Source organism: Sulfitobacter aquimarinus, assembly GCF_040149565.1.
In the GTDB taxonomy this organism is placed as follows: Bacteria; Pseudomonadota; Alphaproteobacteria; order Rhodobacterales; family Rhodobacteraceae; genus Sulfitobacter; species Sulfitobacter aquimarinus.
This window is the reverse complement of sequence record NZ_JBEFLO010000001.1, coordinates 1-24,619: the sequence shown is the minus strand read 5'-3', so window position 1 is coordinate 24,619 and position 24,619 is coordinate 1. Positions and strand designations below refer to the sequence as shown.

At 60.5% G+C, this 24,619-nt stretch carries 17 protein-coding genes; 10 read left to right on the top strand and 7 right to left on the bottom strand.

Translation table 11 applies throughout. From position 1 onward, the window contains the following. Positions 1-5 precede the first annotated feature (5 nt). From ABMC88_RS00085 to ABMC88_RS00075, 3 genes are all read right to left on the bottom strand, one after another. Complete coding sequence (locus ABMC88_RS00085) at positions 6-635, bottom strand: hypothetical protein (protein ID WP_349574791.1); 630 nt, start codon at positions 633-635, stop codon at positions 6-8. A 14-nt stretch (positions 636-649) separates the two neighbouring features. Then, positions 650-1,522 carry an S-methyl-5'-thioadenosine phosphorylase gene (locus tag ABMC88_RS00080; protein WP_349574790.1) on the bottom strand — a complete coding sequence of 291 codons (873 nt, stop codon included), beginning with the start codon at positions 1,520-1,522 and terminating at the stop codon, positions 650-652. Positions 1,523-1,612: 90 nt separating this feature from the next. Further along, the gene (locus ABMC88_RS00075) at positions 1,613-2,743 is read right to left on the bottom strand and encodes a hypothetical protein (RefSeq protein ID WP_349574789.1); all 1,131 of its coding nucleotides are present in this window, start codon (positions 2,741-2,743) and stop codon (positions 1,613-1,615) included. Between the two features lie 772 nt (positions 2,744-3,515). On the opposite strand from ABMC88_RS00075, the gene ABMC88_RS00070 reads away from it, so the two are divergent. Next, a complete protein-coding gene (locus tag ABMC88_RS00070; protein WP_349574788.1) occupies positions 3,516-5,186 on the top strand; it encodes a SulP family inorganic anion transporter in 1,671 nt (556 codons plus the stop codon). Positions 5,187-5,702: 516 nt separating this feature from the next. Here ABMC88_RS00070 and ABMC88_RS00065 read toward each other — a convergent pair. Beyond that, on the bottom strand, positions 5,703-6,308 hold the full coding sequence (locus tag ABMC88_RS00065) for a flavin reductase family protein (protein ID WP_349574787.1): 606 nt from the start codon (positions 6,306-6,308) through the stop codon (positions 5,703-5,705). A gap of 100 nt (positions 6,309-6,408) precedes the next feature. Between ABMC88_RS00065 and ABMC88_RS00060 the strand changes: the two genes are divergently transcribed. The 3 genes from ABMC88_RS00060 to ABMC88_RS00050 all read left to right on the top strand — a co-directional run bounded on the left by ABMC88_RS00060 (position 6,409) and on the right by ABMC88_RS00050 (position 8,026). Then, positions 6,409-6,894 (top strand): GNAT family N-acetyltransferase, encoded by a 486-nt coding sequence (locus tag ABMC88_RS00060; protein ID WP_349574786.1) that lies wholly within the window; start codon positions 6,409-6,411, stop codon positions 6,892-6,894. Between the two features lie 45 nt (positions 6,895-6,939). Continuing rightward, a complete protein-coding gene (locus tag ABMC88_RS00055; RefSeq protein ID WP_349574785.1) occupies positions 6,940-7,701 on the top strand; it encodes an EcsC family protein in 762 nt (253 codons plus the stop codon). A 67-nt stretch (positions 7,702-7,768) separates the two neighbouring features. Continuing rightward, positions 7,769-8,026, top strand: a complete 258-nt coding sequence (locus tag ABMC88_RS00050) for a hypothetical protein (protein WP_349574784.1) — start codon at positions 7,769-7,771, stop codon at positions 8,024-8,026. On the opposite strand, the gene modC is transcribed toward ABMC88_RS00050, so the two are convergent. From modC to modA, 3 genes are read right to left on the bottom strand one after another with little or no spacing between them, the layout of a single operon-like run. Then, positions 8,023-9,114 (bottom strand): molybdenum ABC transporter ATP-binding protein, encoded by a 1,092-nt coding sequence (gene modC, locus ABMC88_RS00045; RefSeq protein WP_349574783.1) that lies wholly within the window; start codon positions 9,112-9,114, stop codon positions 8,023-8,025. The genes ABMC88_RS00050 and modC overlap by 4 nt on opposite strands. Next, positions 9,111-9,803 (bottom strand): molybdate ABC transporter permease subunit, encoded by a 693-nt coding sequence (gene modB / locus ABMC88_RS00040; RefSeq protein ID WP_349574782.1) that lies wholly within the window; start codon positions 9,801-9,803, stop codon positions 9,111-9,113. The genes modC and modB overlap by 4 nt, the downstream gene beginning before the upstream one ends. Next, positions 9,800-10,516: a molybdate ABC transporter substrate-binding protein gene (gene modA, locus ABMC88_RS00035; RefSeq protein ID WP_349574781.1), complete on the bottom strand. Its 717-nt coding sequence runs from the start codon at positions 10,514-10,516 to the stop codon at positions 9,800-9,802. Before modA ends, modB begins: the two co-directional genes overlap by 4 nt. 135 nt (positions 10,517-10,651) lie before the next feature. Here modA and ABMC88_RS00030 point away from each other — a divergent pair, with 135 nt between their 5' ends. The 6 genes from ABMC88_RS00030 to ABMC88_RS00005 form a co-directional block, all read left to right on the top strand. Next, positions 10,652-11,110: an NUDIX hydrolase gene (locus ABMC88_RS00030; RefSeq protein WP_349574780.1), complete on the top strand. Its 459-nt coding sequence runs from the start codon at positions 10,652-10,654 to the stop codon at positions 11,108-11,110. A 55-nt stretch (positions 11,111-11,165) separates the two neighbouring features. After that, positions 11,166-11,570: a DUF1178 family protein gene (locus ABMC88_RS00025; protein WP_349574779.1), complete on the top strand. Its 405-nt coding sequence runs from the start codon at positions 11,166-11,168 to the stop codon at positions 11,568-11,570. A 36-nt stretch (positions 11,571-11,606) separates the two neighbouring features. Continuing rightward, a complete protein-coding gene (locus ABMC88_RS00020) occupies positions 11,607-12,251 on the top strand; it encodes an SDR family NAD(P)-dependent oxidoreductase (RefSeq protein ID WP_349574778.1) in 645 nt (214 codons plus the stop codon). A 61-nt stretch (positions 12,252-12,312) separates the two neighbouring features. After that, positions 12,313-13,551, top strand: a complete 1,239-nt coding sequence (locus tag ABMC88_RS00015; RefSeq protein WP_349574777.1) for an aspartate kinase — start codon at positions 12,313-12,315, stop codon at positions 13,549-13,551. A 74-nt stretch (positions 13,552-13,625) separates the two neighbouring features. Beyond that, positions 13,626-15,866, top strand: coding sequence for a phosphoenolpyruvate--protein phosphotransferase (ptsP, locus tag ABMC88_RS00010; RefSeq protein ID WP_349574776.1), 2,241 nt, complete (start codon positions 13,626-13,628; stop codon positions 15,864-15,866). Positions 15,867-16,525: 659 nt separating this feature from the next. Beyond that, positions 16,526-24,619 (top strand): Ig-like domain-containing protein (locus ABMC88_RS00005; protein ID WP_349574775.1); only part of this gene is annotated, 8,094 nt, incomplete at its 3' end.

The window sequence follows — 24,619 nt, the reverse complement described above, 5'->3', positions numbered from 1 at the left end:
GGCTTTCAGTTGGGCGGGTAATGCCGGATCAGCGCCATCTTGTCTTGTTCGCCCAAGGTTTTCAAGCTGTTGTCAGCATTTTGCGACAGGATTGAACGGGTTTGGTAATGCGGGTTCTGGATGTCTGTGATCAGGCCAAGCGCTTGGATTATTTCCTCGAGCATGACGGATTCGTACTGCCGGATTGTCATGGTCGAGGAAAACCCGATGGCGGCCCCACCGATGGTGTCTCCGTCGACATCCAGCGCCGTGATGGCGTTTGCCATCGTTAGACCGCCCAGAGGGGCAGGTGCCGTAATCGTCGTGCCGCGTTTGGTGGGCAGCAGGTGGATGGCGATGTCGGGGTTTGTGTCTGACTGGCGCAAGGACATTCCACTACCCGCCGCGTTCAGGTGTTTTAGGGCGCGGACAAGGGCTGCGTCCGCGCGCTTCATCTTGCCGCCCAGAAACGACGGGTCGCGGGTGATGATCCCCACGGTCAGGGTGGTTCTGCGCCACTTGTAAAAGGGTTTGGCGCAGGGGCCGTCTGGCGGGGCCGCGCAGGCGACCAGCCGGTAGAACGCCGCATCGTCCAACGGGCCGCTACTGTCAACAAAGTCCTGTGCCTGCGCGCCATGCGCCAGACAAAGGCACATCGCGGCCCAGCGGATCAGAGCACGCGCCCCGCCACCGCATCAAGCTTGGCCACAACCGCGGGATCGCGGGCGTCGGGCGCTGTCATGATGGCGTATTCCAGGGCGCGGTCACATCCGTGCGGGCAGGCTGCGCGGTCATTGCCCAGCAGGGCAGGCAGGCGCGCCACCAGATCGCGGGCATGTGCGGCATTGCCTTGCAGGGTTTTGATAATCTCGGTCACGTCGACTTCGCCGTGGTCGGGGTGCCAGCTGTCGTAATCGGTGATCATCGCGATGGAGGCATAGCACAGCTCGGCTTCGCGGGCGAGTTTCGCCTCGGGCATGTTGGTCATGCCGATCACATCCGCGCCCCAGCTGTCGCGGTACATTTTGCTTTCGGCCAGTGTCGAGAACTGCGGCCCTTCCATTGCCAGATAGGTGCCGCCACGGTGCACGTTGACGCCTGCGGCGCGTGCAGCGGATTCGGCGGCGTCCGACAGGCGCGGGCAGGTGGGGTGGGCGACGCTGACGTGCGCCACGCAGCCTGCACCGAAGAACGACTTTTCGCGGGCAAAGGTGCGGTCGATAAACTGGTCCACAATGACAAAATCACCCGGTGCCATTTCCTCACGGAACGAACCGCAGGCCGAGACAGAGAAAACATCCGTGCAGCCCAGCCGCTTGAGCGCGTCAATATTGGCGCGGTAGGGGACAGTCGTGGGCGAATGCACATGCCCGCGCCCGTGACGCGGCAGGAACGCCATATCGACGCCGTCGAGCGAACCCGTCAGGATCGCGTCCGAGGGCGCACCCCAAGGTGTATCAACAGTCACCCATTCGGCGCCCTCCAGCCCGTCGATATTATAGATGCCTGAGCCGCCGATTACGGCGATTTTGGTCTGGGTCATGGGTGCGGTCCTTTGGGTCATCGTTGCGGGCGCAATGGTGGCGCGGGGGCTGGGGGATTGCAACAGGGCAAAGTGTGGCTCACCCAAGCGTTACTCGCGCCGGATAATGCCAGTGATCGCCGCCGCGCCCAAGGCCGTCACGATCCAGCCAAAAACGGTGAAGCCCCAGCGCATCCACCACAGATGCCAGCCCCACCACCCGCGTGTGGTTGAGGGGGCCCATGTTTCGGTCTGGCCAAAGTTGATGAGGGGGATCACGATGTCCGCAGCATATGCGACGCTGTTGAACGTCTCCCAGTCGCGGCCGGGGGCGCTGTTTTTCCACGCGTCGGCTAATTGGGTTTCATCCCAGTCTGTTGTGTCAACGCCTTCGGGTGTCCATCCCTTGGGCACCATGTCGCCAGACCAGATTTTCGCGGGGTTCGGCGCTTCTGTATGCAGGTTTGTCCAGCCTTGCGAGACGAGGACTGGCCCCGAGTTTGGGGCGAAAGAGCCTTCGTTCCAAGCAAAGCACGCAGGGATCGTGGCGATGAAAATCAGGCCAAAAAGCCACCAAATTGATCTGAACGGATCATGACCATAGCCGACCACGACTTTCTGGAGCCAGTCGCCCGCTGTGCGCTTTACCAAATTGAAGCCGTTGAGTTCACTACGCTCATGGTCCCGCACCAGTGTTTCGCGGGTCAAAAGGACTTTGCGCGCTTCCGAGTCGTGACCCGTGTCGCGCAGGAATTTGGCGTATTGGCTGTAGGGTTGCGGGAAGAATTTGCCATCCGTATGGCTGCCGTTGTGCAGCCAGTCTTTGCGGGCGGGGTTATAGTCCGTGTATTCGGCGATGCGGTCATAGGTGAAGCCGTCAAGGCTTAGGTGTGCAGCGTCTGGCCAGTGTTGCGGGTTGTCGTCCAGCTCGGCCGCATGCGCGCCGTCAAGGATGACTTTGCCTGTGGCCGTTGCGTCTTTGCGCCAGATGAAAGACTGCGCCACTTGCATGCGGCGGGCGATGAAAGCATCGCCGTCCTTGTTGTTAAAAGTAGCCCTCTTGCAGCTGAGATCGCCCGTAATTTTCGCACCGGTAAAGTCGGTGGTGCCGAAAATACTGCAGCCTTCGAGATCGGCGGCTCCAGTTACGGTCAGGTTCTTGGCTCTTAGGGCTTGTTTCCCTGCGTTTGCCGAAAGGATCATGCCCGAAGAATGGATGCCGCCCACACATGCTGAGGCCAAGGTCAAACCACCCCTTGCGAAAAAGGGGAGCGCTTGCTCAGTTTCGTCATTGAGTTCAAGGGGGCGCAAGAAAATGCCGCCCAAAATTTCGGTGTCCTGCACATTAAGAGCCCAATCCGTTTTGCTTTCAAGGATTGCCCCGTCACATGCAAGCTGACCAGTAATCCTAGCACCGTTAAGGTCAACGCTATCCGTGATGACAGTATATCGGATGAATAAATGACCAAAAACCTCAATGGCTTGCCCAGATATACCAGCTAGATAACTGCCGATTAAATTAAGCATTTTGCATCGCGTCTGAACCATATCCAAACGCTGATCAAAGCGGCTCGCAGTCAACTGAATTGCGCCACGCGCAGCTACAAAACTGAGATCAAGTTTCTCCGATATATGCGCCCCTTTAAGCCAAACGCCGATATCATCAACGCGGCAGGCGTCACAGCCGCCGAGAATGAGGTAGCGCAGAACTTCGGCGCGGATATGGCGCTCGGGGGTAGGCGGCCCTTCGGGCGGCAATGTGCCGTCCCCAAGGACGCAAGGTTCACCTGCCTGCGCCGCGTCTATCAGGCGCCATTCCGCTTTTGTGGGCGGCAGTTCCTTTAGCTCTGCAAATGTTCGGATATGCGCCATGATTCCCTCGTCGCGTGTAGCCCTGTTCACATTAGTCTATTCTTCTGGCTTGCCCAGTGCGCACAGCGGTGACCTTTCCTTCCTACTCCACATGGGCTAGGTGCGGGCGAAACGACATGCCGATACGCCGCAGGAGGCCCCAATGGTCCGCACCACATTCCGCAGCTTTACCCAAGCGCTCACCCCCAAAGACGTCACCGATTTGCGCTGGATGGGCGAGGACGGGTTTTCCGTCAGCCGCGTCCGGATCGAGTTGCTCTCGGGGCTGACTGTTGCTTTGGCATTGGTGCCAGAGGCGGTGGCCTTTGCTTTTGTCGCGGGTGTGCATCCGCTGGTCGGGCTGTATGCGGCGTTTCTGGTGGGGCTGATTACGGCGCTGATTGGTGGCCGTCCCGGCATGATCTCGGGGGCGACGGGCGCTTTGGCGGTTGTGATGGTGGCTTTGGTCGCGCAGCACGGGGTTGAGTATCTCTTTGCTACCGTCGTCCTGATGGGGCTTTTGCAAATTTTTGCGGGCATCATGCAATGGGGCAAATTTATCCGGCTGGTGCCGCATCCTGTGATGCTGGGCTTTGTGAACGGCCTCGCGATTGTTATTTTTCTGGCGCAGATGGGTCAGTTCAAAGTGCCGGGCTCGATGGTTGATACGGGCCACGGCATGGGCGGGGGCGAATGGCTGTCGGGAATGCCGTTGTTTTTGATGCTGGCGCTGGTGGCCGCGACGATGGCGATCATCTGGGTCATGCCGCGCATCACCAAGGTGATCCCCGCGCCGCTGGCAGGCATCGGGATTGTGGCGGCTGTAGTTATCTTCACGGGCATGGATGTGCCGCGGGTCGGCGATCTGGCATCGATCCAGGGCGGGCTGCCATCGCTGCATAACCCGTTTGGCACGGGCGAGGGGCTATATGGCACGCCGCTGGCGCCGTTCAACCTTGAGACTTTCTATATCATTCTGCCTTACGCGCTGATTTTGGCCGCAATCGGCCTGATCGAGAGCTTGCTGACCCTGAACCTCGTAGGCGATATGACCAACAAGCGCGGCGGCGCGTCGCAGGAATGTATGGCCCAAGGTGTTGCCAATACCGTGACCGGCTTCTTTGGCGGCATGGGCGGTTGCGCGATGATCGGCCAGTCGATGATCAACGTGAAGTCTGGCGGCCGCACGCGGGTTGCGGGCATCGCGGCGGCGGTCTTCCTGCTGCTGTTTATCGTGGTCGCAGCCCCCCTGATCGAGCTTATTCCGCTGGCCGCTCTGGTCGGTGTGATGTTCATGGTTGTGATCGGCACCTTCGCGTGGAACTCCCTCACGATCCTGCGCAAAGTGCCCCTGACCGATGCGTTTGTGATCCTGTTGGTGACGGTTGTGACCGTCTACGAAGACCTCGCGGTGGCGGTGGTTGTCGGTGTGATCGTCTCTGCGCTGGCCTATGCATGGAACAACGCCCGCCGCATCCACGCCAAGACCTATACCACGCCCGAAGGCGCCAAGGTGTATCAGGTGCAAGGGCCGCTGTTCTTCGGTTCCGCCGAAGGGTTTTCAGAGCTGTTTGATGTGGTCGGCGACCCGAGTGTCGTGATTGTGGACTTTGAAGACAGCCGCGTGGTGGACCAATCCGCGTTGCAAGCGATCGAGGCGATTGCGGCGAAATACGAAAACGCAGGCAAGCGGATCGAATTGCGCCACCTGACCCGCGACTGCCATGCGCTGCTGACTAAAGCAGGCCACCTGATGGTCGACAGTGACGATGACCCCGAATACCAGATCGCCGTGGACTACCGCGTGCGCACAGGTATCTTGGGCGGGCACTAGGCTGCGGGCACCCCGTATGGATGGCCAATATTCATCCTTGGGGTGCCGCATTTCAGGCGTGAAGGCGCGGTCGTTTTTGGTGGGAACCGCAGACGACACTGCGGCCACCCCGATACGCGCAGTGTGATTATTTGCACCGCCGAAAAGCCCCTTGGCAGTCGATTGCCGACAGGTTTTCGCGGCATATTGATCGCGCAGGGCGCTGGCGCATTTGCTACCGCCAAAGGCACTCCGCTTAATCTTGTCCTCTCGGATCATCCCAAAGGCCGTGCATCTTTGAGCAAGACGAAAGCGGCAGACTGCTGGAGGATATTGCCGCATGGGATGGTGCGCGTGTGGGCGCGTTCCTTGCGCGTGTCGGCGCGATGCCAGCGCAGCCTCGGGGCGGCACTACGCACGCCTGTTGCGCCTGTTGTGGTATGCGATGGCTAACCGTCGCGTGGCTGTTCCATTCCGCCCGCCTGTCATCGGGGGCATATGTTGCGCCGCCCCGTTGCATAAGGCGGCGCATCGGGATCAATCGTCGGGGCGGATGATCTCGAACACCTCGCGCACGGCGGTGTAATCGCGGTATCCCAAACGGCTGAGCGGGACGTAGCGGGTGACGTCGAACCGCCCGTCCACGATGCAATCATCGCGCATATGCACGCCGATGACCTCGCCGAAACAGACGTAATTCGATGCGCCCTCGATCTCGACGATCTGGGTCATGCGGCATTCAAGGGCGGCTGGTGCCGTGGCCACGCGGGGCGCGTTGATGGCTTCGCATTCGGCTTTTTCGATCCCTGCATGGGCGAATTCATCCGCGCCGTGGGGCAGGGTGGCGGATGATTTGTTCATCGCATCGCGTGCCGCGTATTCCACAATATTCACGCAAAACACGCCAGTTTCGCGGATGTTGGCCATGCTGTCTTTGGTCCCGTCCACGTCATCCTTCACGCCCGTCGAGGCGAACATGATCTGAGGCGGCACATAGGCCACGCCGTTGAAAAAAGAATAGGGTGCAATGTTGTCGCGCCCCTGCGCATCGCGGGTCGAGATCCAGCCGATGGGCCGCGGTGTCACGATGGCGTTGAACGGATTATGGGGCAGGCCGTGGCCGTCTTGGGGGCGGTAGAACATGTGAAATGCACCTTTCGTGGTTGTGATTGAAACTCTAGCTAGCGCCGTGATAGGCCGCTGACCAGAACAAACCCCACTGCAAGAGAGGCAGCGCCGCCCCGTGTATGATTTGCGCCCAGAAACACCCGACGATCTGTGGGAGGTCGAGGCGCTCTTTGACACCTGCTTTGCGCCGGGTCGCACGGCGCTTTCGTCGTACCGCTTGCGCGAAGGCGTGGCGCCTGTGGCGGGCCTGTGTCTGGTGGCGCGCGATGATCTGGGCATTCTGGCGGGCGCGATCCGGTTTTGGCCTGTGGATGTCGGCGGGCAGGTGACCTTGTTGCTGGGGCCTGTGGCCGCGCACCCTACGCGGCAGGGCGAAGGCTTGGGCGCGTTACTGATCCAGACCTCGCTGGAACTGGCAGGCAAGCAGGGGTGGGACCGTGTGCTGTTGGTGGGGGATTCGCCCTACTATGAACGCTACGGGTTTGTGCGGCTGGACGGCGTGACCATGCCGCCGCCCACCAACCCTGAACGTGTCCTTGGGCGTGCCTTGCGCGACGGCGCGTGGGACGGTGTTCAGGGCACCGTGACGCGTGCGCGTTGAAATCCGTCTGCTTTCTGCCCACATTGGAGGGATAGGAGCACACATATGACCCAGACCAACCTGCCAGCCCCCCTTGATGTCGACGCTGAGCTGGAGAAGATCGCACAGCGATACAGCCAAGCGGGTGGCGTTGGTATCAGCGTGCTGAATCTGATTGGCGGACAGGCGGAAAACCTGCTGGACCGTTTGCCCGCCTCGGTACGCGGGCAGCTTGAGGGGGCGACGATCCGTGCGCTGGATCATGCGATGAACGCGGCCCACAAAAGCCGCGCCCATGTGCCTGATCAGGCTGCGTGGCTGAACTCGGCCGCGTCTGCGGCGATGGGGGCGGTTGGCGGTGCGGGCGGGTTGCCCACGGCTTTGGCCGAATTGCCTGTAACCACGACATTGCTGCTGCGCGTGATCGAAGGCGTCGCGGTCGAGCATGGCTTCGACCCCGAGCTTGAGTCAGTGCGCTTTGACTGTGTGCAGGTCTTTTCGGCTGCGGGGCCATTGGCCGATGATGACGGGTCGGACCTTGCATTCCTGACGGCGCGGCTGGCGCTGACGGGCAAGGCCGTGCAAGCGGTCATCCACAAAATCGCGCCAAGGCTTGCCGTAGTGATGGGGCAAAAGCTGGCCGCACAGACGGTGCCTGTGATTGGGGCCGTGGCGGGGGCGGCGACCAATTACGCCTACACCAGCTATTATCAGGACATGGCGCATGTGCATTTCGGCCTGCGCAAACTTGCGATTGACGCAGATGTCCCGCCGGAAGAGCTGAACCTGCGGCTGGCCGGCAAGATGAAGGCGCTGGCCAAAGTCTAGGCCGCCTGAACAGCTTGCCAGACCATCTGCCTACTGGCAAACTAGGGCAGAAGAACAGGAGCCGCCGATGATCCGCCTTTCTCTTATCGCCTGCTTGGTTGCGGCGCTTGCCGCCCCCGCGATGGCCGAGGTCCGCTTTGGCAAGAACGTGCGCATCGGCGGGCATGATGTCTCGAACCAGACGTTCACCAAGAAAAGGCGCGGCAAGTTTATCATCCACAAAGGCACACCCAAAAACGCGGGCTGCGTCTGGCGCAAGAACGCGGATGGATCGCAGACCAAAGTCTGCAATCTGAAGCGCAAAAAGGTCAAGGAAAGCCGCTAGGGCTCCTTTTGGCGGCCGATACTTGTCGGCGCAATGGTGGTGGATTTCAGCACTGCAAAGCACGAGGTTCCGACACGCAGGTCCAGCTTTTCAACTGCGCGGCGGGTGATCCGCGCAAGGATATGCGCGCCGCCCACATCCAGCGTGACCGCAGCACCCGGACCGCTGCCTGTGTGGATGTCCACCACGCTGGCGCCAAGGATATTGAGCGCGCTGATGTCTTTAGGCTGTGTGCGGGCGATCATCACATCCTGCGCCTTGATCCGCAGGCGCAGGCGCGTGCCCACGGGTGCCTCTACTTTTGGTAAAACCAATTTTCCCGCGTTTAGTTTAAGCGTGCTCAGCCCGTCGGCATCGTGGCTTTGTACTGTGGCTTCGATCACGGCACCTGCTTCGCGCACGCCCAAAAGGGGGATGACGGCAGGATCGGCCATCACATCGCGCAAGGGCCCTTGGGTCGCGATCTGCCCGTCTTTCAGCACCACCAGCGTGTCGGCAAGGCGCGTGATCTCGTCCACGGCGTGGCTGACATAGAGGATCGGCAGGCTCAGCGGGCCGTCGCGCAGATGCTCCAGATAGGGCAGGATTTCGTGTTTGCGCGGCGCGTCCAGACTGGCAAGAGGTTCGTCCATCAGCAGCATTTGCGGTCCGCTCAGCAAGGCGCGGGCAAGGGCTACGCGCTGCCGCTCTCCGCCTGACAGGGTCGTGGGCGCACGGTCCAGCAATGCGCCGAGGCCCAGCAGATCAATCACATCATGGCGCGGCACTTGGGCGCCTTGGGGGGCATAGCGTGTGCCAAAGTCGATGTTCTGCGCAACGCTGAGATGCGGGAACAGGCGCGCATCTTGAAACACTGTGCCAAAGCGGCGTTTGTGCGGCGGGGTATGCAGGCCGCGCACAGTATCCATCAGCACAGTGCCGCCTATTTCAAGATACCCTTCGTCAGGGCGCAGCAGTCCTGCCACCGCGTTGATGATCGTGCTTTTGCCTGCGCCCGAAGGGCCGAACAGGGCTGTGATCCCGTCACCTGCCTCCAGCGACAGATCAAGGCCAAAGCCGCCAAAGCTGTGTTTCAGGCGCAGTTTCATCGCCCGCCCCCGATCCGCAAAGCGACCCTGCGGGCAAGCGCTTCGGAGGCAAGGACCGCGCCCAAGGCCACGACACATGACAGAACCGCCATGCCTGCGGCGGCCGCCTCTCCGCCCGGGATTTGCAGGGCAGTCCAGATCGCGATGGGCAGGGTTTGGGTCTGGCCGGGGATGTTGGCGACAAAGGTGATCGTCGCACCGAATTCGCCCATCGCTTTGGCAAAGCCCATGACCGCGCCCGCAAGGATACCGGGTGCGATCAGGGGCAGGGTGACGCGAATGAAAACAGCGCTGCGCGGTGCGCCCAGCGTGGCGGCGGCATCCTCCAGCTTGGGGTCCACGGCCTCGAACGCGAGGCGCATGGCGCGCACCATCAGCGGAAAGCCCATGACGATGGCGGCCAGAACAGCACCCGTCCATTTGAACGCAAGCGACAGACCCACGACTGCGAGTGCGGCGCCCGCAGGAGCGGCGGGCGAAAACAGCGTGAGCAGGACATAGCCCGTCACCACAGGCGGCAGCACCAGCGGCAAATGCACCAGCGCGTTCAGCAGGGATTTGCCCCAGAACTCCCGCCGCGCCAGCAGCCATGCCACCCACAGCGCCAGCGGCACAGCAATCAGCGTGGCCCAGACCGCCACCCATAGCGACAGGCGCAGGGCCTCCCATGCGACGGAGTCAAAGGTCACGGCGCAAATCCGTGGGCGGTAAATATGGCGCGGGCCTCGGAGCTTTGTAGATGATCCAGAAAACCGCGGCCCGCGTCCGTTGTTGCGGCTGCGGGATAGCGGATCGGGGCGTGGGTATCGGCGGGGATGGCATAGCGCAGGCTTACCCGTGGTTCTGCCGCCGCGTCAGAGGCATAGACAACGCCCAGCGGCGCGGCACCTGCGGCCACCAGCGCGAGCGCGGCGCGTACGTTATCGGTTTCGGCCAAATGCGGGATCATCGCCTCCCACGCGCCGATATGGCGCAGCCAGTCGCGGGCGTAGCTGCCCGCAGGCACGGCGTCCCGTTGCCCGATCGCCAGCCGTCCGTTGCCAAGGGCCATGCGCAAGGTATCCGTGTCAGGAGCCTCCAGCGTAGATGCGCCCGCAGGGCCGATCAGCACCAACCGCCCCCCTGCGACATCTACGCGGGTTGCGGGTTTGGTCAGGCCGCGGCCCTCCAGCCAATCCATCCATTCAGGATGGGCCAGCACAACAACATCCACGGGCGCGCCTGCCGCCACTTGTCGCGCCAGCGTGCCCGAGCCCGCAAAGGACAGGGTCACATCGGCGTCATAGCTGTGGGCAATCTCGCTCAGCGCGCCGCGCAGCGACGCGGCAGCAAAGACCGTCACTGGTTGCGCGCCAAGAGCCAGAGGCGCAAGAGTAAGAAGAAGGGCAAGGAACATCCGCATATCGCCGCGACTATCCTTTAACGGTCCCAGCCCTGCAAGGGGCAGCACGGCGCATCTGGCAATTCGACGTTAATTCCTTTATCCTAACAGGAATAACAGGTTCCGAGGCCCGAGTAACATTTCATGGCAAAGCAGTTGCCTATATCTCTTCACGGCGGTGCCAAAGGCAGCGCACGTACCCAATTTGCGGCGCTATGCTGGCGGCGGCATGAGGGGAAGGTGCAGGTATTGGTCATCACCTCGCGCCGCCGCAAGCGGTGGATATTGCCAAAAGGCTGGCCGATGGACGGTAAAACCCCCGCCGAATGTGCCCTGATCGAAGCGTGGGAAGAGGCGGGCGTGCGCGGCAAGGCGCAAGATGTCTGTATCGGCGTTTATTCCTATGCCCGTGTCCGCGAAGGCGAGGCGAATGTGCCCTGTCTGGCGCTGCTTTATCCCGTTAAGGTCAAAAAGCTGAGAGATAAATTTCCGGAAGCCAAAGACCGCAAGCGTAAATGGGTCAGCCGTAAAAAGGCAGCTAAAATGGTGGACAACCGCGAGCTGGGCAAGCTCATCAAAGGGTTTACGCCGCCGCGACAGCCAACACCTGCTTGACCTGCCCCCGTCTTGGGCCACATCCTAGAATCAGGCTGATAGAAGGACCCCGCGAATGATCCGCTATGCCCTCAAATGCGAGAACGACCACGTCTTTGACAGCTGGTTCCAGTCTGCGGCGGCCTTTGATGCGTTGCAGGCGGCGGGCCATGTACACTGTGCCGTTTGCGGTGTGGCCAAGGTCGAAAAGACGCTTATGGCCCCGCAGGTCGCTGCGGGCAAAGGGGTGGCGGCTCCCGATCCGCAGGCCGACAAGCTGGCGCAATTGCGCCGCGAGGTCGAGGAGAACGCGACCTATGTGGGCGGCAAATTCGCGCAAGAGGCCCGCGACATGCATGACGGCATCTCGCCCGAGACTTCCATCTACGGTGAGGCCAGCGGCGACGAGGCCCGCAAACTGATCGAGGACGGCGTGCCGGTTGTGCCATTGCCGTTCAAACCCAAACAAAAGCTGCAATAGCGCAGCACAGGATTTTGCCAGACAAAGGGGCAGCGCATGACAGTCGTGATTACAGGGGCCAGCCGTGGCATTGGCGCAGGGCTTGCCGCGCACTACCGCGAGGCGGGATTGGACGTGATGGGCACAGGCCGTTCCTTGACGGCGGACATCACGCTGGATGTGACGCACCCGTCGGGCCACACAGAAATGGCGCAGGCGCTGGGCGACAAGCCTGTCGAGCTGCTGGTGTGCAATGCGGGCGTCTATCTGGACAAGGGCGATGACATTGAAACGGGCTATGGCGCGGATCTGTGGGCGCAAAGCTTTGCCACCAACGTCACGGGCGTCTTTCTGAGCATTCAGGCGCTGTTGCCAAACCTCAAACGCGCAGGCTCCCCGCGCATCGCGATCATCTCGTCCCAGATGGCCTCATCCGAACATGCGCCCGGCGGCAGCTATATCTACCGTGCGTCCAAGGCGGCGGTGCTTAATCTGGGGCGTAATCTGGCGACCGATCTGAAATCCGAGGGCATCGCCGTGGGCATCTATCACCCGGGTTGGGTTCAGACCGATATGGGCGGCGACGCGGCGGCGATCACGGTGGACGAGGCCGTGTCGGGCTTGACCCGGCGTTTTGCAGCGCTCAGCCTTGCGACAACGGGCTGTTTCGAGACATGGGACGGGCGCGCGCACCCTTACTGAACCTTGCTTTGAGCGCTGCGCTGGCGTAAGTGCTGCGTGGAGTGACAAGGACGGGGGCAAGATGCCTGTATTGGTAATGAAATTCGGCGGCACCTCGGTGGCGACGCTGGACCGTATCCGCCGCGCGGCCAAAAAGGTCGGCGTGGAAGTGGCCAAAGGCTATGACGTGATCGTCATCGTCTCGGCCATGTCGGGTAAGACGAATGAATTGGTCGGCTGGGTGAACGAGACTTCGGCCATGTATGACGCCCGCGAATACGATGCGGTTGTGTCGAGCGGTGAGAACGTAACAGCGGGCCTGATGGCGCTGACCTTGCAGGAAATGGACGTGCCTGCGCGCAGCTGGCAGGGCTGGCAAGTGCCGGTGCAGACGACCTCGGCCCACTCTGCCGCGCGGATCGAGGATATTCCGCCCGCCAATATCATGGCGAAGTTCGCGGATGGTATGAAAGTCGCCGTGGTTGCAGGGTTTCAGGGCGTCAGCCCCGAGGGCCGGATCACAACGCTGGGGCGCGGTGGCTCTGACACCACTGCTGTAGCCTTTGCCGCTGCCTTTGGCGCGGAGCGCTGCGATATTTATACGGACGTCGACGGCGTCTATACCACCGACCCGCGGGTCGAGAGCAAGGCGCGCAAGCTGGACAAGATCAGCTTTGAAGAGATGTTGGAGCTGGCGTCCTTGGGGGCGAAAGTCTTGCAGACGCGATCTGTTGAATTGGCGATGCGCTATAAGGTGAAGCTGCGCGTGCTGAGCAGTTTTGAAGAACAAAGCGACGAGGCCGGAACGCTCGTTTGCGATGAGGAGGAAATCATGGAAAGCAATGTAGTCGCAGGGGTGGCGTTCAGCCGCGATGAGGCGAAAATGACACTGGTGTCGGTTGCGGACCGCCCCGGCATTGCCGCCACGATTTTCGGCGCGCTTAGCGATGCGGGCGTGAACGTCGATATGATCGTGCAAAACATCGCCGAGGAAGGCCGCACCGATATGACGTGGTCGTGCCCCGTCGATCAGGTCAAACGCGCCGATGCCGCGATGAGCCAGGCCGCCACTGACGGGATCATCAACTACCAGGAGCTGATCGTGGACGAAGGCGTTGCCAAGGTCTCGGTCGTGGGAATCGGTATGCGCAGCCACACAGGCGTTGCAGCCAAGATGTTCAAAGTGCTGTCCGACGAGGGGGTGAACATCAAAGTCATCACCACCTCCGAGATCAAGATCAGCGTACTTATTGATCGTAAATACATGGAACTTGCCGTGCAGGCGCTGCACGATGCATTCGAGCTTGATAAAGCCGCCTAAGACCTTACAAAATGTACCCTCCCCAAAACGGGGAGGGGTAGATACAACTGCCCCAAGCACAGACTAGGGACGCCATGCCAGAACGGACACATAGCGACAGTCGCAAGCTGCTGGGCCGTTTGCGCGATGCCATGGCCGAAGATGACGCGGGTCAGGAGCGGCTGAACAAGATCACGCATCTGATCGCCACCTCGATGGGGTGCGAGGTCTGCTCGATCTATCTGTTCCGCGACGATGACACGCTGGAGCTGTGCGCGACCGAAGGTCTGAACAAAGACGCGGTCCACCAGACACGCATGAAGATGGGTGAGGGCCTTGTGGGCCGCGTGGCCAAGCGCGGCCATGTGATCAACACGCCCAACGCGCCGCAGGCCCGCGGCTTTCGCTATATGCCGGAGACGGGCGAGGAGATTTACTCAAGCTTCGCAGGCGTGCCGATCCAGCGCTTGGGCGATACTTTGGGCGTGCTGGTCGTGCAGTCCAAAGAGGCGCGTGAGTTTGTCACCGACGAGATTTACGCGCTCGAAGTTGTGGCCATGGTGCTGGCCGAAATGACCGAGCTGGGCGCCTTTGTAGGCGAGGGGGCGGCCATGTCGGCCCGTCACAGCCAGCCCGTTCTGCTGCGCGGCACCGTGGGTCAGGAGGGCGTGGCCGAGGGCCATATCTGGCTTCATGAGCCGCGTGTTGTTGTGACCAACCTCGTCGCCGACGATCCCGAAACCGAAGCAAAGCGCCTGACCGAGGCTGTCGATACACTGCGTCTTAGCGTTGACCAGATGCTGAGCATGTCCGGCGGGGATAAAGACCAGAAAGAAGTGATTGAAACCTACCGCATGTTCGCCAATTCCAAAAGCTGGATGTCGCGGATGCAGGCGGATATTGCCCAAGGCTTGTCTGCCGAGGCGGCGGTGGAGAAAGAACAATCGCTGGCGCGCTCGCGCATCGGGAAATCCAGCGATAGCTACATGCGCGAACGGCTGAGCGATCTGGACGACCTGTCAAACCGCCTGCTGCGGATTCTGACGGGGCAGGGCAGTGACACGGGCGCCGATATGCCCGCCGATCCTATCCTTGTGGCGCGCAACATCGGCCCTGCGGAACTGTTGGAATACGGGCGCAGCCTGCGCGGTATCGTGTTGGAGCAAGGATCTGTGGGCAGCCATGCGGCGATTGTGGCCCGCGCACTGGCGATCCCGCTGATTGTGCACGCAGGGCGCATCACCAATGAGGCGCTGAATAACGATCACGTCATGGTCGACGGAGAGCAGGGCATCGTGCATCTGCGCCCTGATGATAGCGTGGCCACGGCCTTTCGTGACAAGATCGCAATGCAGGCCGAAGCGCAAGAGCGCTATGCCTCGATCCGCGGCAAGCCTGCGGAGACCACATGCGGACAAAGGATTGATCTGCACATGAACGCGGGTCTGATGGCCGATCTGCCCTCGCTCGAAAATTCGGGCGCCGAAGGGGTGGGCCTGTTCCGCACAGAGCTGCAGTTTCTGGTCCGCAACCAGATGCCCCGCCGGTCCGAGCTAAGCACACTTTACAAGCGCGTGCTGGATGCTTCGGGCGGCAAGCGTGTGGTGTTTCGCACGCTCGACATCGGGTCGGACAAGGTCCTGCCCTATATGAAACCCAACGACGAGCCGAACCCCGCGCTGGGCTGGCGGGCGATCCGTGTGGGGCTTGATAAACCCGGGATCATGCGGATGCAGTTGCAGGCGCTGCTTCGCGCCGCAGACGGCGGGCCGCTCACGATCATGTTCCCCTTTATCGCCCAGTTCGAGGAATACCGCGCCGCACGCGCCGAGTTGGACCGCACGTTGGCGCGGGAGAAAAAGCTGGGCCACAAGATACCGTCCTCTATCGAGGTGGGCGCGATGCTTGAGACGCCGAGCCTTGCCTTTGCGCCCGATGTCTTCTTCCAAGAGGTCGAGTTTTTGTCGATTGGCGGCAACGACCTCAAACAGTTTTTCTTTGCCGCAGATCGCGAGAACGAGCGCGTGCGCCGCCGTTATGACACGCTCAACCTCAGCTTCCTGACCTTCCTTGAAGGGATCGTGCAGCGCTGTGCCGCCACCAACACGCCTGTGTCGTTTTGCGGCGAAGATGCGGGCCGCCCTGTTGAGGCCCTGTGCTTTGCGGCGATCGGCTTGCGGTCTTTGTCTATGCGCCCCGCGTCGATCGGACCGGTCAAAAGCCTGCTGCGGCGCTGTGACCTAAACGAGGTCCGTCGCCTGATCGAAGACGCGCGTCACAACGGCGATATGTCGGTGCGTGACGCGGTCACCGCCTATGCGCGGTCGGTTTTCTAAGGCCATGGCCAGCAACGGTTATTCGAATTTCCAGGGGATAACCTGTTCCGAATTCTACTCGTCTTGTTTGGCAATCCTATTGCCGCGAATCTGATTTCTATCCGAGCGAGCAAGTAATCAACTTAAGGTGGTGTTTACGATTTGCGCGCCAAGCTTTGCGCCTGTCCACTCCGCTTAGTTTGATCAAAAGATAAAAAAAATTTTCAATAAATTCGGCTTTGTTTCACAATCGAAGACAGTAGTTTGACCCTAGTATAATTGGGGAAAACGACTTTTTGCATTTTGGCGCGGCTGGCCATAGGCAAAAGCGATATGTTAATTTTTCGTTAAATCGGCTTGCGGCGTATTGACTTAAAGCGGTCAATCGCCAACCCTATCCGCATATAGCAGACAGTTCTTAATCAGTTTCTTTGTTAAATCATAGCTTTACGAGGTTCGGCCGCGTTGTGATTAAAACCAACGCAGTCAGCACACGTCAGGGTGGTAATATTTCTACCTTTACCTGATCCGCGCAACTTACTCGAACGGCATAGGCGGCGGGACGTGCCCCGTCACCACACAATCTGTCCGCGCTTTCAGCGCGTGTTCGGAATCTATTGGTTCCGGCGCGTGAACAATTGCGCCCTTGCGCGCCTAAATAAAGTTCCAGGAGCCGACCCATGCCAGCAATTATTGATGTATCCACAAATCTAACAGATGATATCGTAAACGAGGCCGCCGTCGGTGGCAGCCTCTCCACTACGGGCGACGGCGCGTTTCTGATTACCGTTCAATTCAATGAATCTATGGATACACAGGCTTCCTTTACGCCAGTGATCAGCTTCCCGAATTCGAATATCGACTTTACAAATTCCATTGCCTTCGACAGCGGCAGTTGGTCGACAACGACCTTCCCCAATGACACCTATGTGTTCCAGTTTGATGTGTTGGACGCGGATGTTGCATTGCTGATGCGCGCAATCAATGTCACTGGCGCCCGCGGTGCGACTGGTGCGCCGCAGGATGGGCTATTTACCTTTAACGATATTTTCGACATTGATACGGATATTCCCGATGTTGTCGCAACTGCGCCAACCTTGATCACGGATACGGGGCTGAACACCACCGACGGTCTGACCAACGATGACACACCTGTTGTGCAGGTGACCATGCCCGCCAGCGGGCTGGTTGCGGGCGACATTGTGCAGCTGGTTTCAGGCAGCACGATCTATGCAGAATACGAGGTTACAGGCTCGGAAGGGGCCACCGTGGACATTACCGTTGGCGCCACCGTTGCCGGAAGCTCCAGCACGGTTGCCGCGGCGCTTCCTGCAGGCGATACCGATCTGACTGTCAGCTATCTGGACACGGCGGGCAACACGCGCGATGGCACGGCATCTGTCACCGTATCGGTAGATACCACTGCGCCTACGACAGTTTCTATCGTGTTGGACAGCAGCACCTTGATTGTAGGTGAAACAACGGGCGTCACCATCACGTTCTCCGAAGCGGTCGAAGCATTGGAGATTGCGGATTTCACGGTTGCTAACGGCGCCTTGTCGGCCTTGGCCACAGCGGACGGCGGCACCACATGGACAGCCACCTTCACGCCTTCCGAGACCACCTCGGAAACCACAAACATCATCACACTGGCGGATTCCTTCACCGACCTTGCGGGTAACGGCGGGACAGGTACGTCCAGCGCCAACTACGTCGTGGACACGGTTGTGCCTACGGTAGCCACCATGACGCTGGCCGCTGACGTCGCGATTGGTGAGACGACATCGCTGGCTGTGACCTTCTCCGAGGCGGTCACGGATCTGGAACTGGGCGACTTCACGGCCACCAACGGCACCTTGTCTGATCTGGCATCGGCGGATGGCATCACATGGACCGCAACCTTCACGCCTGACGTGGGCGTCGAGGGGGCAGGCTCGGTCGCGCTGGCTGACACGTATGCGGATTTGAACGGCAATGACGGCACTGCCAGCACCTCGAACGCGATTGCGGTTGATACGGTCGCGCCGACAACTGCGTCCATCGTTCTGGACGATACCGATCTGGTAATTGGCGAAACAGCAGGCGTGACGATCACCTTCTCCGAGGCGGTCAGCAGCCTTGATCTCACTGATTTCTCGTCGGAAAATGGCGTCCTGTCTAATCTGGTGATGAGCACGCCGACGGTTTGGACGGCGACATTCACCCCGACAGCGGCGATCGAGGACCCCACAAATGTCATCACTCTGGCCGATACATTCACCGATGTTGCGGGCAACGACGGGACAGGTGTGTCCAGCGCCAACTACACCGTCGAGACGGTCGCGCCGACAGCCAATTCCATCACGCTTGCAAATGCAGCACTGCTGGCAGGTGAGACGACAACCGCGATAATCGTCTTCTCCGAGGCGGTCACGGACCTGACCGAAGCAGACTTTTCCGTGGACAATGGCATGTTGTCGGGCCTGACCTCATCAGACGGGATCACATGGACGGCGACGCTCACGCCTGCGGTTGATACCGAAGCTATGGGCAACACCGTCACGCTGACTGGAGGGTTCACCGATCTGGCAGGCAACGCGGGCACAAGCGCAGTGAGCGCGACATTCGCGGTTGAAACATTGCGCCCGACAGCGACCATCACATTGGACGATTCCGACCTGATTATCGGTGAGACGTCTACCGTGACCATCACCTTCTCCGAGGCGGTAACAGGGCTTGAACTGACGGATCTTACAGCTGAAAACGGCGAATTGTCCGCGCTGGCGACAGCGGATATGGGCGTCACATGGACGGCGACATTCACGCCGACCGCCGAGATCGAGGACCCGACCAACGTCATCACACTGGCTGATACCTATACCGACGTTGCGGGCAACGCGGGCACGGGCGCGTCCAGCGCGAATTACACCGTCGACACCTCGATTGATGTGGGCGGCGACGCCGCAGTGGCGCTTGTCGATACGGACGGGTTCATCAACGCAAATGACGTAACAGCAGTTCAGTACACAATCAGCGGTGTGGATGCGACCTCTACACCGCAGGTGGTCTTTACCGTTGGATCGGACACATGGACCAGCAGCTTCCCCGCTGGTGCAAACGGTACCTTCAGCATTGACCTCAGCAACGGAATCACAGGCTTGCCCGATGGCCCGCTCACGGTTTCCATCAACCTAACCGATGCCGCCGGCAACATGACCACCGGTGCATCGGACACTTCGGCAGTTATTGACACGGCGGCACCTGCTGCACCCGTTATCACGGGCCTTGGCACGGATACGCTCGGGACAGTTGCAAATGACGCCACGCCCCAGATCATCGGCACAGGCGAGGTGGGGGCGACTGTCGCTGTCAGCTATACCGTAGACTTCGGGCTGGCGCAGGCCATCACCGAAACAGCCGTGGTCGATGCCAATGGCGACTGGAGCATCACGCCTTCGGCTGATCTGGTTGCAACACTAAGCGGCAGCTACGCAATCACCTTCACGGCCATCCAGACCGACCCTGCCGGAAACCCCAGTGCGGCCTCGTCCGCACTTCCCTTCGAGCTTGATTTCGCAGCAGAGTTTCTTGACGTGTCGCAAAACAGCGGCACGCCGACAGAAGCTGCGGACAATATCGTTACCCCTGAAACAGACGCAGCGACCGCGACAGGTACGCTCACTTTCGAAGACATTCCGGTGGGGCAATCCCATGCCGTTGGCATCGCGCCGGGTGGTACCGGCTATATCGGTAATTTCCTTGCCGGCGTGTCCGATACCACGGTTGCGGATACCACGGGTGCGGTGACTTGGACCTTCGAGGTTGCCAACGCGCTGATCGACTACCTTGCCGCAGGTGAGACGATCGAGCAGACCTATGACATTTCCCTGATTGACGGCGACAACGACGTCGCGACCGAGACGATTACCGTCACGATCACAGGCACGAATGACGCACCCACGATTGATGTAGGTAGCGGCAGCGCGGCAGCGGCCATTGATGAGGCCAACATCGGGCTGACCGCGAACGGGACACTGGATGTGGCGGATGTGGATACCACAAACACCGTCAGCGTGGCGGTCACAAGCGTGGCAACCGTTGGCAACCCGAATGGTGCGGCGACCCTTGGTATGATGACGGCAGACATAGGCGATGTGATTGCCAATGACGCCACCACCGGCACGATCAACTGGAGCTTTGACAGCGATTCCGAAGCGTTCAACCACCTTTCTGTCGGGGAAAGCCTTCTTCTGACCTACACAATCACCGCCACGGATAGCGCCGGCGCGGCCGTGACACAGGACGTTGCGATCACGATCAACGGCACCAATGACGGGCCAACGCTTGACGCCGGAACGGGCGGCGCGACCGAAGGCGGCGCTACGATTGAAGTGAACCTTGCAGCACTTGGGGCTGACCTTGATACCGATGATAGCGGCGCATCGCTGATATATACCGTAGACACACAGCCCAGCGAAGGGACTGCCACTATTGCTGCGGGCAGCACGAACCTTACCTTTGATCCCGGCAGCGATTTCCAGGATCTCGGTCTGAATGACACCCGCGATGTGACCATCGTTGTGCAGGCCGAGGACGCGCATGGCGCCGTGGTCACCAACAACGTGGTCATCACTGTTACAGGCACCAATGACGCGCCAACGCTGGCGGCAGGCGTCGGTGCCGCCAATGAAGACGGCGCGACCATTTCGATTGATCTGGTCGCCTTGGGCGATGACGTTGATCTCGACGATGATGGCGACAGCCTGATCTACAGCATCGAGACCCAGCCCGCCGCAGGCTCCGCCGGGATCAGCGCGGATGGCAACAGCGTTGAGTTCACCCCCGGTGCTGATTTCCAAAGCCTCGCCTTTGGTGAAACCACAACCGCCACAATCGTCGTGCGCGCCACCGACAGCGAAGGTGAATTCGTAACCAATGATGTGGTTGTGACCGTCACCGGTACCAATGACGCGCCCAGCATGTTGGCAGGCACGGGCACCGCGACCGAAGATGCAGGCGACTTTACCGTTGATCTGTCGGCCTTGGGCAATGACATCGACAGCAACAACGACGGCTCCGACCTTGTCTACACGGTCACGGGCGCGCCCGCCGAAGGCTTGGCAACAATCGCATCAGGTACGACCGATCTGGTGTTCAACACAGATGGCGATTTCCAGGACCTCGCACAGGATGAGACGCGCGATGTGACCGTTCAGGTCACTGCGACAGATGCATCGGGTTTGACAGCGGTGAATGATGTGGTGATCACAGTCACCGGCACCAACGATAACCCAACCCTTACTGCGGCAACTGTGGGCTTTGGAGAGGACGCCCTCGTGGCCATAGTTAACCTGCCCGCCTTTGCAGATGACCCCGACAGCGATGACACGGGCGCAACGCTGACCTATGCCATAACAACGCCGGCCAGTGAGGGCACAGCGACGATCGCGGACGGCAACCAGATCCGGTTTTATCCAGGCAGCGATTTTCAGGACCTTGCAGAGGGCGACAATCGCATTGCAACTGTCGGAATTACGGCCACAGACAGCAATGGCGGGACGGTCACCACCACCATGTCCTTTTCTGTTACCGGTAGCAATGACGCGCCGACAGTCACCGCAGGCGGGACCGGCACCGCGTTCGAAGACGGCGCTTCGGGGGTTGTTGTCGATCTGACCACCCTTGGTGATGATATCGACAGCGATGATGACGGCAGCAGCCTGACCTATGCGATCACCAGCGGCCCTGCAGAAGGTGCCGCCTCGATCAATGGCAGCGGCGGGCTTGTCTTTGACCCGGGCACAGCGTTTCAGGACCTCGCCGAGGGAGAAACACGCCACGTCACTGTTGGCGTGACCGCCAATGACGGCACGCTGACCAGCGCAGCCGAGAATGTCACAATCACCGTGACAGGCGTAAACGATGATCCGACCCTTGGCTCGGTCGCGATGACCGCAGCCGAGAACGGCACAGCCCAGACGGTGGACCTTTCTGCTCTTGGGAATGATGTCGACAGCAACAACGACGGCTCCAACCTGACCTATAGCGTGGCCGCATTGCCGGCAGGCAGTGGCACAGCCAGCATCCTTGGCGATGGCGTCACACTGTCGTTCGATCCGGGTAGCGATTTCCAGTATCTGGCAGTTGGCCAGCAGACGGCTGTCGCCATTTCCGTGACCGCGGAAGACGCGGATGGCGGCACTGTGACCACTGTCTTCAATGTGACTGTGACAGGTGTGAACACGGATCCGACGTTCGATGACGGTACAGGTGGCACGACAGAAGGCGGCGCAAACGCTGAGGTTGACCTTACCGAGCTGGCCGATGACATCGACAATGATGACACGCCGGCCGATCTGACCTACTCCATCGTGACACCGCCCGCCGCTGGCTTTGGCTCCGTGTCTTTGACAGGGGCAGGGAGCAGCACGCTCAGCTTTGCGCCCGGTCTTGATTTCGAAGACCTCGCCGATGGCGAGACGCGCACTGCCACCGTGACCGTGCGTGCAACGGATACACATGGCGCCACGGCAGATGCAGATGTTGTGTTCACCGTCACAGGCACCAACGACGGCCCGCAGATCACCGAAACCGACACTGTGATCGCAGCGCAGCCAGAAGGTGACGCCGCGCTGAGCGAGAGCGGTACATTCGCCGTGACCGACGTGGACACGACCAACACCGTGTCCGTGGCCGCGACCCTCGATAGCGCCTCTGCCAGCGTCACAACCGCGCTGACAACCGCCCAGCTTGAAGCGATGTTCGGCGTCGATATGGGCGACGTCATCGCCAATGGGGCCACCACAGGTACCGTTAACTGGACCTTCGACAGCGCTGCGGGTGATTTCGACTTCCTCAACGATGCAGAGGCGGCCTCGGTCGTCTACACCGTCACCGTCACAGACAGCTTTGGCGATACAGACAGCCGCACAGTCACGATCAACCTGACCGGCACCAACGATGCGCCAACCATCACCGCTGGTATGGGCGGTGCAGTTGAGGACGGCGCACAAATTACCGTTGATTTGGCCGCGCTTGCCGCCGATCTGGACGCCGAAGACGATGGCTCCACCATGTCCTACGCGATCACCAGCCTTGCAGGCGTAGGCGAGGGGACAGCGACGATTTCAGGCACCGATCTTGTGTTTGACCCGGGCAGCGATTTCCAGGGACTTGGCGCGGGGATCACCCAAGTGGTCGACTTCACCGTCGAAGTCACTGACGCGCAAATGGCCACGGCAAGTGCCACGATCAGCATCACCGTCACAGGCACCAACGACGTTCCCGTGCTCAGCGCGGATGTGACCGCCGCGACGATCACCGACACAGCCGCAGATGACACATTTGCCGCCGTGACGGGGACACTTACCACCGTGGACGCGGATTCCAACGCCACAGCGACCTATGGCATCACCGGGGGAGGTACGTCTTCCGAAGCGGGCTTTGACGTCGAGCTGGCAGGCACCTACGGCACGCTCTACCTCTCCAGCACTGGCGGTGGGTACGAATACCGCGCCAACGACGCGGCGGTCGAAGCGTTGCAAACCACGGAGACGGATGTTTTCACCCTTACGGTCACTGACGATCAGATGGCAGGCGACACGCAGACGCTGACCATCACGTTGGCAGGCGACAACGACACACCGGTGATCACCGGCACCACAGCCAGCACAAATGATCAGGCCGCAGCGCCGATCACTGTGCAACTGCTTGACGGAGTGTCCAGCGACCGCGATGGCGATGATCTGGACATCCAGAACGATACCTTCGCCGTACACTCGGGCCTATGGAGCGATCCTGTCACCTACACGCTCGATGCCGCGACAGGCGCGCTGACCCTTGATCCGACGCAATTCGCCGCATTGGACGAAACCGAAACCGTGGTCCTGCGGTTCTCTTATGAAGCTGTCGACGCGGGGGGCGAATTCGCTGCTGCCTTCACGGACATCACTGTGACTGGCACCAACAATGCGCCGATCATCGTGGCGGGCTCTGATATTGCGGGCGATATCACCGAAGTCGCTGATGGGGACGCCGCAGAGGGCACAGCACTGCTGACCGCTTCGGGTTCCATCGAATTCGCCGATGCGGAACCGTCGGATACACACCTTGTCATCATCTCCGAAGTGGCGAATGGCGCAGGGGCATCTACGCCGGATGTTGCCGACTATATCGGTGATTTCTCCTCGGGCATTTCGGGCCGTGTGGTCAGCTGGGAGTTCGAGCTGGCCGATAGTGTGATCGACAGTTTGGGCGCTGGCGAAACCATCGTGCAAACCTACAGCGTCGTTGTGCGCGAACAGGACAACCCTGCAAGCCAGGTCGAAGAGTTCGTGACCGTCACGATAACAGGTACCAACGATCGCCCGATCGTCACAGGGATCAGCGCACCTGCCGTGCTGATCGAGGCCGACGACGGTATGGCAAGCGGCATACAGGCCCTCTCGGCGACCGCGACCCTTACGGTCACTGACGCTGATTTCGGCGGTACAATTGCAGGCGCTGCACGCACTGCAGATGAATTGACGCCAGAGGTGGTCGGCACTGGCACCACGAACTACACCGGCACCGTGCCAGCAGATGTCGATATGACAGCCTTGCTTGCCGCCTCTACTATCAGCTTCACGGCAGCCTCGGCGACAGCCACAGCCGCTGGCGAAAGCTTTACGGTGCAATACGACGCTTCGTCGGCCCTCGACTGGGTCGCGTACGGCGAAACGTTGACCATCAGCTTCGACATCGCGGTACGCGACGATTCCGCGGCGGCTGATGCACTTTCGGTCATTGAAACACTC

Excerpts from the sequence above, each read along its gene's own strand:
- ABMC88_RS00085 (WP_349574791.1), bottom strand. The coding sequence starts at position 635 with ATGTGCCTTTGTCTGGCGCATGGCGCGCAGGCACAGGACTTTGTTGAC.
- ABMC88_RS00080 (WP_349574790.1), bottom strand. The coding sequence starts at position 1,522 with ATGACCCAGACCAAAATCGCCGTAATCGGCGGCTCAGGCATCTATAAT.
- ABMC88_RS00070 (WP_349574788.1), top strand. The coding sequence starts at position 3,516 with ATGGTCCGCACCACATTCCGCAGCTTTACCCAAGCGCTCACCCCCAAA.
- ABMC88_RS00065 (WP_349574787.1), bottom strand. The coding sequence starts at position 6,308 with ATGTTCTACCGCCCCCAAGACGGCCACGGCCTGCCCCATAATCCGTTC.
- ABMC88_RS00055 (WP_349574785.1), top strand. The coding sequence starts at position 6,940 with ATGACCCAGACCAACCTGCCAGCCCCCCTTGATGTCGACGCTGAGCTG.
- ABMC88_RS00050 (WP_349574784.1), top strand. The coding sequence starts at position 7,769 with ATGATCCGCCTTTCTCTTATCGCCTGCTTGGTTGCGGCGCTTGCCGCC.
- modC (WP_349574783.1), bottom strand. The coding sequence starts at position 9,114 with ATGAAACTGCGCCTGAAACACAGCTTTGGCGGCTTTGGCCTTGATCTG.
- modA (WP_349574781.1), bottom strand. The coding sequence starts at position 10,516 with ATGCGGATGTTCCTTGCCCTTCTTCTTACTCTTGCGCCTCTGGCTCTT.
- ABMC88_RS00025 (WP_349574779.1), top strand. The coding sequence starts at position 11,166 with ATGATCCGCTATGCCCTCAAATGCGAGAACGACCACGTCTTTGACAGC.
- ABMC88_RS00020 (WP_349574778.1), top strand. The coding sequence starts at position 11,607 with ATGACAGTCGTGATTACAGGGGCCAGCCGTGGCATTGGCGCAGGGCTT.
- ABMC88_RS00015 (WP_349574777.1), top strand. The coding sequence starts at position 12,313 with ATGCCTGTATTGGTAATGAAATTCGGCGGCACCTCGGTGGCGACGCTG.
- ptsP (WP_349574776.1), top strand. The coding sequence starts at position 13,626 with ATGCCAGAACGGACACATAGCGACAGTCGCAAGCTGCTGGGCCGTTTG.